8 protein-coding genes are annotated in these 13,132 nt (G+C 39.3%); 5 read left to right on the forward strand and 3 right to left on the reverse strand.

Going from position 1 to position 13,132, the window contains the following annotated elements:
• Positions 1–207: 207 nt before the first annotated feature.
• The 3 genes from ACQFX9_RS15815 to ACQFX9_RS15825 all read left to right on the forward strand — a co-directional run bounded on the left by ACQFX9_RS15815 (position 208) and on the right by ACQFX9_RS15825 (position 7,176).
• Positions 208–2,967 carry a GAF domain-containing sensor histidine kinase gene (locus ACQFX9_RS15815; RefSeq protein ID WP_427156875.1) on the forward strand — a complete coding sequence of 920 codons (2,760 nt, stop codon included), beginning with the start codon at positions 208–210 and terminating at the stop codon, positions 2,965–2,967.
• Between the two features lie 1,344 nt (positions 2,968–4,311).
• On the forward strand, positions 4,312–6,234 hold the full coding sequence (locus tag ACQFX9_RS15820) for an alpha-amylase family glycosyl hydrolase (RefSeq protein ID WP_427156876.1): 1,923 nt from the start codon (positions 4,312–4,314) through the stop codon (positions 6,232–6,234).
• 171 nt (positions 6,235–6,405) lie between these two features.
• Positions 6,406–7,176 (forward strand): hypothetical protein, encoded by a 771-nt coding sequence (locus tag ACQFX9_RS15825; protein WP_427156877.1) that lies wholly within the window; start codon positions 6,406–6,408, stop codon positions 7,174–7,176.
• Here the strand turns inward: ACQFX9_RS15825 and ACQFX9_RS15830 are convergent.
• Positions 7,160–8,026, reverse strand: coding sequence for a phosphate/phosphite/phosphonate ABC transporter substrate-binding protein (locus tag ACQFX9_RS15830; RefSeq protein ID WP_427162906.1), 867 nt, complete (start codon positions 8,024–8,026; stop codon positions 7,160–7,162). The genes ACQFX9_RS15825 and ACQFX9_RS15830 overlap by 17 nt on opposite strands.
• Positions 8,027–8,178: 152 nt before the next feature.
• On the opposite strand from ACQFX9_RS15830, the gene ACQFX9_RS15835 reads away from it, so the two are divergent.
• Positions 8,179–9,081 carry a c-type heme family protein gene (locus tag ACQFX9_RS15835; RefSeq protein WP_427156878.1) on the forward strand — a complete coding sequence of 301 codons (903 nt, stop codon included), beginning with the start codon at positions 8,179–8,181 and terminating at the stop codon, positions 9,079–9,081.
• 74 nt (positions 9,082–9,155) lie between these two features.
• On the opposite strand, the gene ACQFX9_RS15840 is transcribed toward ACQFX9_RS15835, so the two are convergent.
• On the reverse strand, positions 9,156–10,175 hold the full coding sequence (locus ACQFX9_RS15840) for a WD40 repeat domain-containing protein (RefSeq protein WP_427156879.1): 1,020 nt from the start codon (positions 10,173–10,175) through the stop codon (positions 9,156–9,158).
• Between the two features lie 72 nt (positions 10,176–10,247).
• Positions 10,248–11,651: a protein kinase domain-containing protein gene (locus ACQFX9_RS15845; protein ID WP_427156880.1), complete on the reverse strand. Its 1,404-nt coding sequence runs from the start codon at positions 11,649–11,651 to the stop codon at positions 10,248–10,250.
• Positions 11,652–11,888: 237 nt separating this feature from the next.
• On the opposite strand from ACQFX9_RS15845, the gene ACQFX9_RS15850 reads away from it, so the two are divergent.
• A complete protein-coding gene (locus tag ACQFX9_RS15850; protein WP_427156881.1) occupies positions 11,889–13,076 on the forward strand; it encodes a tetratricopeptide repeat protein in 1,188 nt (395 codons plus the stop codon).
• Positions 13,077–13,132 lie beyond the last annotated feature (56 nt).

Below are 13,132 nucleotides of genomic sequence, written 5' to 3' on the forward strand. Positions count from 1 at the left end.
TTTAAATTTTGGTAATCAACAAGATTTGAGTTCATCTAAATTAGATATTTTCACCGAATTCATTAAAGTCATCAACGAGTAAAATTAGGAGGATTATTAATAAGTTATTTGTCATTAGTCTCCATACAGAAGCATGGGTAAAAATCTCCTAGTTTTAAATGGGGAAAATTGTTTCTCAAGGTTAATCTTGTTTAGGTGTAACATTTAATGGAATTTACGGATAAACCCCATAGTTTGCCGCCAATTTTTGATCAAGAAAGTTTACTGCATAGGATTACTAACCGCATTAGGCGATCGCTAGAACTTAACGAAATCTCAAGGGCTACCGTTGACGAAATCCGCGAGTTGTTAGGTACAGACCGAGTTATGGTCTATCAATTTGATGCTGATGGTAGTGGTGAAGTCATAGCAGAATCTTTATTGTCCCGAAATTTACCATCTCTATTGGGTTTACATTTTCCGGCTGATGATATTCCTCAAGAAGCCAGACAGATGTTTCTCTGGGCAAGACAACGCACAATTGTAGATGTTTCCACTGGCAAAATTGGGTTATCATTACTCAACTCACCAGACCAATCGCAAACTTTACTAGGTGAAAATATCTACTACCGCTCAGTAGACCAATGCCATATAAAATACTTGCAAGCGATGGGTGTGCAGTCTTCTTTAGTCATCCCGATTGTTTTATCTGATCTGCAAGAACCATCTAAACAACAGAAACTCTGGGGATTGCTAGTATCCCATCACAGTCAACCGCGTCATATTTCTGTTCAGGAATTGAAATTAGTTCAGCAAATTATTGACCAAGTAGGGATTTCCATCGCCCAAAGCCTACTTCTGGCTGCAACTCGCGCCCAGCAACACCGAGAAGCAGTCATTAACCATATCAATAACCTCTTACACAAGCAGCCCAAAATCCAATTGCAAGCAGCCCTAGAAGCCACTATTAAGGCTTTAGGTGGTATTGGTGGCAGACTTTATCTCGAAAACAGTAAAGAACTATATACTTACGGGGCGCAACCAAATCTACCCAAGGAATTAAACAACTATTTGATTGAACAGCATCCGATGTGGATTACCTGGATGGCTGAGTCGAAACCGGATCATGTTTGGGCAATTTCTGATCTCTACAAAGAAACAAAATTACCAATTCTAGCTTTTGCGTTTCAGTCTACTACTATTCGCGGTCTATTGGTCATCCCACTCCACTATCGCCAAAGATTTATCGGAGTCATCAGTATTTTTCGCCCCGAATGGGATACGGAAATTCTCTGGGCGGGAAGGTGTGAACAAAATCAACGTCAAAAACTACCACAGCTATCTTTTGAAGTTTGGCGTGAATTGAGAAAAGGCCAAGCACCCCAATGGAGTGCGGCTGAAATTGCTTTAGGAAAAAGTTTGGCTTCAGATTTTGCGGTGGCGATTCAACAACTACACACTCACCAACAACTAGAGTTATTGAACTTGGATTTAGAATGTCGGGTTCAAGAACAAACGGCTGAGTTAGAGAAATCTTTTCTGATCACCAAAGCGATTAAGCAAGTTACAGAACAAATTCGCCGCAGTTTGGATTTATCCACTACCCTACAGACTATAGTTTCAGAAGTGCGTTTCCTCCTCAACTCAGACCGAGTATTAATCTACCAACTGATGGGAGAATCAAATGGCGAAGTGATTGTAGAGGAAGTTCATGGTAGTTGGGATTCGGTTTTAGGGATGAAAATGCCATCGGGATGTTTTCCTGATGAATATGCGCGTCTTTTTTTTCGTGGTAGGGTCAGAGTCATCAATAATGTAGCTACAGATTCTTTAAGTGATTGTCACCGCGAGTTCTTACAGAGTTTGCAGGTCAAGTCAAACTTGATTGTTCCTATTAATATGAGTCAACAGCCTTGGGGATTACTCATTGCTCATCAATGTGATGCACCAAGATATTGGCAAGAAGCAGAAATAAATTTATTACAACAGCTAGCAGATCAAGCAGCGATCGCCATTTCTCAAGCCCAACTCTACCACAAAACTTGTCAAGCCGAAGCCGAAGCCAAAGCGCAAGCCACGTATTTAGAAAAAGCTTTATTTGACCTACAAGATACCCAAACAAAATTAATTCAACATGAGAAAATGTCCAGCTTAGGACAGTTAGTAGCAGGTATTGCTCATGAAATTAACAATCCTATCAACTTTATTCACGGCAACCTCTGCCATGCTAGCGACTACACGCAACAATTACTAGAACTGATCAACCTTTATCAAAAATACCATCCCCAGCCCCACAGCCAAATTACCCAATCCCTAGAAGACATAGATTTAGATTTTTTAGTAGAAGATTTACCCAAAATTCTAGCTTCTATGCAATCGGGCGCAGATCGCATCCGTTCCATCATTTTATCTTTACGTAATTTCTCTCGTCTAGATGAAGCAGAGCGTAAGTTAGTTGATATTCATGAAGGGATCAATAGCACTTTATTAATCTTACAGCATCGACTGAAATCGCATTTGTATAACTCTGAAATTGAAGTTATTAAAGATTATGGCGATTTACCACTAGTAGAATGCTATGCCGGTCAGATGAATCAAGTATTCATGAATATATTTGCTAATGCCATTGATGCACTAGAAGAATATGCAGCAAAGCATCTAGACACACCTAGAATTTATGTTTGCACCCAAATTTCTCCAGATAAATCTCATGTTCTCATTCGCATTGCTGATAATGGGCCAGGCATGAAGCTAGAGGTAAAAAACTGTATTTTTGACCCATTTTTTACTACTAAATCTGTAGGCAAAGGCACAGGCTTAGGATTGGCAATTAGTTATCAGATAGTGGTCAAAAATCATGGCGGAGTGATGGAATGTGTATCCGAAATCGACAAAGGTACAGAATTCTGGATTGAGATTCCTGTCAAGCTCAAGACCAAAATAGAGACTGATTTAAATCCCATTCGCACTACTCCACAGGAATTATGATCTGGCTAATTCGCTTGTAGTCAGGGCTTTAGCCCTGTTTTTATCTAGCCTCAACCGTAAAAATATCCTTTACAAAACTTCAATTAATAACAAGTGTTTACTAATCCGAAGAAATATGACGCTTGATATCTTCAATGGAGATATCAGAAAGCTTTCTAGTCTCCCAGACCTGATTCAATTAACAGCAAGCGTAAAGTTTGTTTGCGGTTAGTTCCATCCTATTGTAGAAGTGCTAATCTATTAATTGAAGCTACAAAGCTTCCCTGGCAGATTTAACAGCTAGAGTGTAGTTAGTAAAAGAGGTAAAAACGCTGTTTAATTTCATATCTGTCTCGTTAACAACCGACAACACCCAACGCGAAAGTTGATATTTCCTCAATTATTCACCAATGGGGGCAATTTAACTGATTTCATGCTTGATTAAAAAGATGAAACAGATTATATCCCTGGTTAAGATTAGCAATGAGAGGAAGTAGTTAGAACAAGTAGATGGTTGGGTGTTGTTGTGTTGAAATAGTATTTAGTTATGGACAATAATTTGGTCAGAAATAACCATCAAATAAATAGTAAAGTTTAATAACATAAATATTCTAGATAATTTATTCATGCTAATTTATTAATTGAAGCTACAAAGCTTCCCTGGCAGATTTAACAGCTAGAGTAGAGTTAGTAAAAGAGGTAAAAACGCTGTTGATTTTTATATCTGTCTCGTCAATAACCGACAACACCCAACGCGAAAGTTAATACTTCCCCAATTATCCAAAAAGGGGGCAATGTAACTGATTTTCACCTCTCGTTGAGAAAAGTGAAACGGTCTATATCCCCACCTAAGTTCAACCAGGAGAGGAAGTAATTAGAACTAGTAGATGTTGGGTGTTGTTGTGTTGAGAAATTATTTTAGAGGATGTTTGAAAACTGGTTAGCTATAAGTAGTTGATATATTACCAGGGACTTTTCAAACAGGATACTTAGATCCGTGGGGTGCGTTAGGCTGTCGCTAACACACCCCCCAAAGCGTTCAGTGTGTTATGGCTTACGCCTAACACACCTATATATACTATAGAAATCTACTTGATTTTTGCGAAGCTAGGTACACTTTTATCCCTTCTAACCTGTTCCCTATTCCCTGTTCCCTGTTCCCTGTTCCCTTACTACGCAAATGATTTCAGGAATCAAAGCGGATTCCTATACTATATTACTTTTGATAGATGAAGTATATTTAATTACTATCTGTCTAGCGATGGATGTTTAATTTCCAAAAATAATTAGAAAATACCGATAGTTTCTACGAATCTAGAAGTAGATATATTTCTACTTTTTTTACATATAAATTTGCAACTCACTATGGTAAAAACACCACCATCACTATATTCCGCCGAACAATATCAAGTAGAAAATGCTAACGCAGAGGTACAAGCTTTAGTAGAAGCACCCGCATCAGAAATTAATTTAGAATTTTTGTATACCAGGGATATTGAATTTCGCCAAGAAACGATTTATTTTGTTGTGGTAGACCGCTTTTATGATGGCGATCGCGAAAATAGTGAAGGTCATAACCCTGAACTTTACGATCCTCAAGGAGAAGATTGGGGTAAGTATTGGGGAGGCGACTTACAAGGAGTTATCGATAAATTAGATTATTTAAAAGATATGGGAGTGAGTGCAATTTGGCTGACTCCCTTGTTTGAACAAGTCGAGGAATTATTTGTTGGTAACGCCGCTATGCACGGCTACTGGACAAAAGATTTTAAAAGAATTAATCCCCGCTACATTGGTAAAGGCGAAAACCCCTCTTTAAATAATACGCAATCTACAAAAGATACCACCTTTGACCGCTTAATTGCAGAACTGCACAAGCGGAAAATGAAGCTGATTTTAGATATTGTTTGTAACCACAGTAGCCCTGACACCCAAGGTAGTAAAGGGGAATTATATGATGATGGCATCAAAATTGCTGACTTTCATAACGATGTCAATCACTGGTATCACCACTACGGTGAAGTGCAGAACTGGGAAGATGAATGGCAAGTACAAAACTGTGAATTAGCTGGTTTAGCGACATTTAACGAAAACAATGTCGAGTATCGTAACTATATCAAGCTAGCAATTAAGCAATGGCTAGACCGGGGTGTGGATGCACTGCGGGTAGATACCGTCAAACATATGCCGATTTGGTTCTGGCAAGAATTTACTAGTGATATGTATAATCACAAACCAGAAGTATTCATTTTTGGTGAGTGGATTTACAGTCATCCTAGTGACGATCGCTCTGTGGAATTTGCCAACCATTCCGGGATGACAATTCTAGATTTTGGCTTGTGTGTAGCCATTCGCGCCGCCCTCGCCCAAGGTGCAGAAGGTGGATTTCACGTAATTCAAGAGATATTCGACCAAGATGATCGCTACAACGGGGCAACAGAATTAGTTACCTTTATCGATAACCATGATATGCCCCGCTTCCAAAGCCTTAACCCTGATCCGGCAATGTTGAAGGTAGCGATCGCCTTAATTATGACATCACGGGGTATTCCTTGCATTTATTACGGTACAGAACAATATCTACACAATGATACCGATGGCGGTAATGACCCCTATAACCGTCCTATGATGGAAAATTGGGATACAGATACAGATATTTATCGATACATCAGATTACTCTCAGGCGTGCGGCGATTAAATCCCGCCGTATCTATGGGTAGCCATTGGGCAAAATACCTCACTCCTGATGTGTATTGTTACGTCCGTCGTTATCGTTCTTCCATTTGCTTTGTCGCCTTAAATCGGGGTGAAGATGTCACAATACCAGAAGTCCCAACCGACTTACCAGATGGTGAACATACTTGTGTAGTGACTCGCAATAAATACGAAGTCCAAGACGGTAAGATTTACAATCTGCAACTAGAAGCACGGGGAGTCATTGTTTTAAGTCATGTAGGCGAAAGAGTCAAAGCCCAAACCATCATTCGCGCCCAACTCAACGGGGTGCATACTCAACCTGGTGAAACCATTGTTGTTGTCGGTGACTGTCCAGAATTAGGGAATTGGGATATTAGTAAAGGCTATCCTTTGGAGTACATCAACTCTAATACATGGTTTGGTGAGATTCCCTTCAATGAAAGCGCAGGTAAACTCATCAGTTACAAATATGCCATGTGGCGCGAAGGGCAATCCCCCCTGCGAGAAAACACCCTCAATCGTCGCTGGGTAGTCGCCAAAGAAGGCACAGTCAAATGGCGTGACACCTGGGCATCGGGGAGGGAGTCTTAAAGGGGATGGGGCATAGGGCATAGGGCATTGGGCAGAGGAAGAAGTAATGAGTAATGAGTAATGAGTAATGAGTAATGAGTGCTGAGTAATGACTAATGATAGTTGACTGTTGTGAGACACCGTGTAAAATTATACGCAAAGAAATAAACATAGACAGTTAAGAAGCGTCCTATGTCAATCATTGCGCTGAGAGCATGGTATCTCCAAGACTATGAACCGATTTCAGAACTGGAAAAACGTCCGCCGGACATTCGCTTGAGTAAGAAAAGTCTGCTGATATCCGCTTTACGTGCAGATTTTTTGGAAGATAGTGACGAGGTGAAAAAATCTACTTGGTTTGGACGCTATCTGGAAGGGGAAAATATCGAATTCTATATTGAAGGTAGCGGCGGTTATTGTGTCGCCAACATTGACTTGATTAGTCATGAAATTTATTTTACTAAGCAGGCGGTGTTGGCACAGTTAGAACCGACGATTTTTTTCTCTTATCAAGTTGAGTATGCTGCTTCTGGTGATGTTCTCAAGGAAGGATTACAACAAAGTTTAGCAAATTTAAATTCGCGATCGCGTCTGCCTCTAACTTTAGTCGAATCATATCGTCCTAGTAATGCACCCATCCGCCTCAACCGCACCGTGATGCGGAAAATTCGCAGAAGTTTGTTATTTATTGCTGACACTACGCCCATCGCTAGCATTGATACAGAAGCAACTCAGCAAGTAGTTCCTAGTCCAAATGTATGTGTGGAACTTGGCTATGCAATTCAAAGTAAGCGTACAGAACAGATATTATTAGCACAAATGCAACGCCAAGATATGGAAGGACAATTTCCTTTTGAATTACCTACTCAGCAAATTCTACAATTTAAGGATGCCAAAGAGCTAAATAAAATTCTGACTAAATCAATTGAAATGCAATTAGCCAGATTTAAGTTGTTTTTTTGAATAAATGTACGGGTTTATTTTGCAGTTCTGTGGCAATTAATTGCACGCGTCCAACTACATCTATCATGTATTGATAATCGGGGATTTGTCCATTGGGAACATAGCCAACTTCTTGTGCTGAAACCCCAGGAAATTCACCCATGACTTTGCGAATTAATGCTTGGCGATCGCTTCCCACCCCAGGACTAATTAACACTGCACCAGGAGGGACGTAGTGAGGATCTGTGTACAGTATTTTGAGTCCGGCTTGAGTGCTGGGTGAACTGTAGAGGCTATATTCAGCGAGTGAAATTGCACCTGCTGCTACTTTTCCCTCTGTTACCCACTCTAATAAGGTTTTGGGAGTAGGGGCAAATAAGATTTCTGCTAAGGTCAGTCCATACAGATTATATAACGGGAAATAATATCCGGTCGCTGAACCTGGTTGACCCAAAGCCACAGATTTACCTTGTAACTGCTTTAAATCAGTGATGGGGCTATCTTTGGGAACTACGAAGACTGAGCGTAAATTATTCACTCCCAGCAAGGGGAAAATCGGCACATACTGAGAGCGTGCGATCGCGACTGCGGCTAATCCTGGCGGCGCAAACACCAAAGACCAAGCCTGAGCCTGCAAACGCTCAATCGCTTTATTTTCGTTAAATGTCGGCTCTAGTTGAATACTGGCTTTCGTTTTTTCTGCTAGGTAACGCTTAAACTTCGCATATCTATTAATAACTTCTGCATCACCATCATAATCAATCACGCCAATGGTTAATCTACCTTGGTAAGTCGAGTTAGAAGAGCATCTAGCAACTGCCAACCCTAGAAGATTTAAAAGTAAAAAACGACGGGAAAATCGCCACATTATCGCTATTTTAGGCTTAATTTTATCTAAACTAAAATCATACCTAAACTTAGGACATAGGACAATTTTAACATTTATTTACTTCCAATAACCATTTCAATGTCTTAAATCTGATAATATATTCTATTATTTTTGAAAGTTTTTTATTATAAAATATGTTAAATAACTTAAAAATAGGGACTAAATTTAACTTACTTTTATTATTAGTATTTATCATTAGTATTGCTGTAAGCGGTGTTATTTTATCAAGCGTTTTACAACAAAGGGCGCAAAGAGAAGTCAGTTCTCAAGCCTTGTTATTAATGAAAACCATGAACTCAGTGAGAACATACACACAAGAACGCATTAATCCTTTATTAGCACCACAATTAGAAACTGCAACAGCCTTTATCCCAGAGACAGTCCCGGCTTTTTCCGCCACAGAAGTATTTGAAAACTTTCGCCAAACAGAAGGAAACGAAAATTTTCTCTATAAAGAAGCCACACTAAATCCTACTAATTTGAGAGATAAAGCTGATGATTTTGAAATCCAATTAGTAGAACAATTTCGCAAAGATCCCAAGCTTCCCCAACTTGTAGGATTGCGTTCTTTACCTGAAGGTGAAGTATTTTATATTGCTAGACCACTTGCAATTACCAAAGAATCTTGTTTAAGGTGTCATTCCACACCAGAACTAGCACCCAAGAGTCAGTTAACCACCTACGGACAAAAAAATGGTTTTGGCTGGAAACTCAATGAAATTGTAGCTGCTCAAATTATTTCTGTTCCTTCCAAAGAGATTTTTAATCACGCCCGTAGTAGTTTGTCATTGATTATGGGTTTATTAATTGCTATTTTCGCAGTGGTGCTACTGTTAATTAATTTTTTGATCAAAAAAACTGTGATTCAACGCATTAAAAAGATAGAAAAAATCGCCCAAAAAGTCAGCACGGGTGATATGAGTGCTGATTTTGATGAAACAGCAAAAGATGAAATCGGCGGTTTAGCCGCAGCATTTAATCGGATGAAATCCAGCCTGAAAATAGCAATGGATATGCTTAATCAGCAAGGGTATTGACGAAAAATCTATTTTCTATGTAGCAGAAAGGTAACTTTTCCGGGAAGATAGGCAAGTTTTTCCGTTTATTGTGGTTATTGTGGAAATACGTTCCAAATCTTAATAGTGCCATCCTGACTCCCACTAGCAAGTGTTTTGCCATTTGGATTGAATGCAATAGACCACACTTGTTCTCTATGCGCCGTGAAAGTGCTGATCAGTTCGCCAGTAACAGTATTCCACAGTGTGACACTGCCATCTTGACTTCCACTGGCAAGTAGCTTGCCATCTGGACTGAAAGCAACTGCTTTGACTTCACCCTGACGACTAGTCAAAGTGTGAATGAGTTTGCTATCACTAACATTCCACAGCTTAATAGCATTGTCATGAATGCCAGTAGCTAAAGTTTTTCCGTCTGGGCTAATAGCAACAGTGTTAATTGACGATTTAGCATCAAAACTGCCTGTTAGTTCACCAGTCTTCACATTCCAAGATTGAATTACAGCAGCAGAATCATCTCTAGCAAATAAAGTCTGAGCATCTGGGCTAAAAGTAATGGGTCGAGACTTAAAGTTAGAAAATCCCGTTTTCACAGCGTTAGGATCATCCTTGATGCGGATGATTTCGCCAGTACGCCAATTCCATAGCCTGATGTTAGACCCTAAATCAAGACCACTAGCAAGAGTCTGTCCATCTGGACTAAAGACTATATCAATCACAGGTTCTGAATGCTTGAGGCTACGGATGAGTTTTCCTGTGTTGGCATCCCACAAATTCAGGCTACCATCTTGAGAACCACTAGCAAGAATCTGACCATCTGGACTAAAGCTGACAGCCCAAGCTTGTCCTGATAAAGTTAGCAATAGTTGTCCGTTGTCAGGATTCCAGATTTTTACGCTTTTAGCACCAGCACTAGCCAGAGTCGTTTCAACAGGGCTGTTTGTCTGTGATCTTGCTGGAGAATAAGCAACTGAATAACCTGAATCAGACTTCGTTGAGAGGGTGCGGAGTGGTTGGCTATTTTGAGTTAACACAGTGCAACCGTAAACAGATATAGTTAGTATCGTTAAAGTAGATACTGTGTAATAATTTCCCAAGATTTGTTTCCAAGTCATTGTCGGGTAGTATTTCTAACCTGATATCTGACTCGACTGATTCAAATACACACTGTTCCGCAAGATTCTAATTTATTTAACTTCAAAAGATTGAATCATTTTTTCTGCTAATGGTAAGAACTTATCATAATCATCTATCGCTGCTGTGTAGGTAATCATGTAGGTTTGCTCGTCTTGCAGAGTCCAAATTTGCAGGTTTTTTACAGTGGTATCTCCGTTTTTACCTGTAAACACCAATTGATATGCTCTTTTATTGGAAAGGGTAGCCGGACTTATACTGACAATATTAGCTTCTGAAACAGTGTTTTTAATCTCTTTAGTGAATAAGTCTTTAGATTCATCTAATGTTCCGGCAAATTTACCTACATTAACTGTTAATTTATCTTGGAATATATCAGCATCACTTTCTTTAGGTGATAAGAATGTTACTAGTTCTTGAGTGAGAATATTTCCTAAATCTTGTCTTTCCCAAGTTTGAGGGTATTTTATCTTAATGCCTTCGTTATTATTTTCATAATTGAGGAAATTGTCTTTGGGAATTACCGTTTGTAATATGAATAAAATCGCTGGTATAATAGCAGCAATAATTCCTATACCAACTAAAACTTTTATCGGTAAAGATTTAGATGATATTTTTTTAATCGCTTGTAAGGCTTCATCTGCTGAACGGTAACGTTGACGGAAATCATAACGCACCATTTTGTTCAGGAAATTAGCTAATTTATGGCTAATTTTTGCTTTTGTTTGCCACTCAATTTCACCCGTTTCCGGGTGTCTTGGTAGTCCTTGACTACTAGCATTAGGAAAATCTATCCCTCCCAAAGCTTGAATCCCAATAATACCCACTGCATAAATATCACTGCTCAATTTAGGTACTTGATTAGCTTGTTCACTGGGCATATAACCAGGTGTACCAATAGCAACAGTAACATTTGTTTGTCCATCAACAGTGGTTTTCTGTACACTAACTTGTTTGACTGCACCAAAGTCAATTAATACTATCTTCCCATCTGAAGTTCGGCGACGAATATTGGCTGGTTTGATATCACGATGAATGACATTTTGCTGATGTACAAATACTAAAACTTCTAGAATCTCCTGTAAAAGTTTGATGACTTCAGCCTCAGTTAATGGTGGTTTAACAGGGGGTAATTCTTCACAAAGGTCGTGTCCAGGAATGAATTCTTGAACTAAAAAAAATTCTTGATTCTCTTGAAAGTGAGCCAATAACTGGGGAATTTGGTCATGTTTTCCCAATTTTTCTAAAGTGACTGCTTCTAGCTCAAATAAACGTTTAGCTTCTTGTAAGGTGTATGGATCATTTGATAGTGGCTTAAACTGTTTAACAACACATTGAGGATTTCCGGGACGTTGGATATCCTGAGCAATAAAAGTTGTACTAAAACCGCCACCCCCCAACTGTGTGAGAATTTGGTAGCGTCCACCTACTGTTTTACCCAGCATTAAATTTACCATTTCCCCTAGAAGTAATCACTTAACTAACGCTTTAATCTTGATTTTTACACATAGCTTGTAAGTTCTTGTTCTCATAGCAATTATTTTGAATTTTTTTTGGAGAAAGTTTAAATAAGGATTTAATTTTAGGTGACAATTCATTAATTAATGGTTTAATTATATCTATTTGTGTTGAAGTTAAGATTTCACGAAACTTAACTCTATTCCTATATAAGTAAATAATCTAACAATGAGCTTATGAGTCTGAGCCTGTGCATGATTGTGAAAAACGAAGCAACCACGCTGTCCAAATGCTTGAGCAGCGTGAAAGATGTTGTGGATGAAATGGTAGTGTTGGATACAGGCTCTATAGATCGCACCCCTAATATTGCTCAAGAATTCGGTGCGAAAGTACATTATTTTGCATGGTGTAATGATTTTAGTGCAGCTCGCAACGCAGCTTTAAAATATGTGACTGGTGATTGGGTTTTAGTCTTGGACGCAGATGAAACTCTCACACCCAAGATTGTGCCACAGATCAAAGAAGCGATCGCCAGAGATGAATATCTGTTAATTAACCTAGTACGTCACGAAGTCGAAGCAGAACAATCTCCCTATTCTCTGGTGTCCCGTCTATTCCGCAACCATCCTGATATTCGGTTTGACCGTCCCTATCACGCCTTAGTTGATGATAGCGTAGCAGAAATTATCAAAACTCAACCCCAATGGGAAATCGGTTATTTACCAGGTGTCGCCATTCTCCACTCAGGTTATCAAAAAACAGCGATCGCCCAAAATGACAAGTACACCAAAGCCCAAACCACAATGGAAGGCTTCTTGGCAAAGCACCCCAATGATCCCTATGTTTGCAGTAAATTGGGTGCTTTATACGTAGAAATGGGGAAAATTAACCAAGGAATGGAGTTATTAAAACGAGGTATCGCAGCCTGCAAAGAAAACTATGAGATTTTATACGAATTAAATTACCACTTAGGCATTGCCTACAATCGTTTAAACAATTCCCCACAGGCGATGTCTCACTATCAAGCAGCCATTAAATTGCCCATTTACCCCATGCTCAAATTAGGTGCATACAACAACTTAGGTAACTTACTCAAAGCCGCCGGAGACATTAACGGCGCGAAAAAAGCTTACGAAACATCCTTAAAAATTGACCCCAACTTTGCCACCGGACATTACAACGTAGGGATGATCTATAAAAGTTTAGGGATGTTTACAGATGCGATCGCATCTTATCAAAGAGCGATTCGCCTCCAACCCAAATATGCCGAAGCTTATCAAAATTTAGGCGTAGTGCTGCTCAAAGTTGGTAACGTGCAAGCAAGTATCACCGCCTTCAAAAACGCCATCCTCTTACACGAACAAAACAACCCCGACGAAGCAAAAAGATTACGCCAGGGATTAAGAGAAATGGGATTAGTTTAATTCTTTATCAACTAATTTGCAATTGGTTTAGTTAGCTTTAAAAAGCTTGAAAAGCT

Origin of the sequence: Aliinostoc sp. HNIBRCY26, from assembly GCF_050235535.1 — a bacterium.
In the GTDB taxonomy this organism is placed as follows: domain Bacteria; phylum Cyanobacteriota; class Cyanobacteriia; order Cyanobacteriales; family Nostocaceae; genus Trichormus.

Bases quoted from the DNA above. Each gene is read 5' to 3' on its own strand.
- ACQFX9_RS15825 (WP_427156877.1), top strand. From the start codon at position 6,406: ATGTCAATCATTGCGCTGAGAGCATGGTATCTCCAAGACTATGAACCG.
- ACQFX9_RS15835 (WP_427156878.1), top strand. From the start codon at position 8,179: ATGTTAAATAACTTAAAAATAGGGACTAAATTTAACTTACTTTTATTA.
- ACQFX9_RS15845 (WP_427156880.1), bottom strand. From the start codon at position 11,651: ATGGTAAATTTAATGCTGGGTAAAACAGTAGGTGGACGCTACCAAATT.
- ACQFX9_RS15815 (WP_427156875.1), top strand. From the start codon at position 208: ATGGAATTTACGGATAAACCCCATAGTTTGCCGCCAATTTTTGATCAA.
- ACQFX9_RS15820 (WP_427156876.1), top strand. From the start codon at position 4,312: ATGGTAAAAACACCACCATCACTATATTCCGCCGAACAATATCAAGTA.
- ACQFX9_RS15850 (WP_427156881.1), top strand. From the start codon at position 11,889: ATGAGTCTGAGCCTGTGCATGATTGTGAAAAACGAAGCAACCACGCTG.
- ACQFX9_RS15840 (WP_427156879.1), bottom strand. From the start codon at position 10,175: ATGACTTGGAAACAAATCTTGGGAAATTATTACACAGTATCTACTTTA.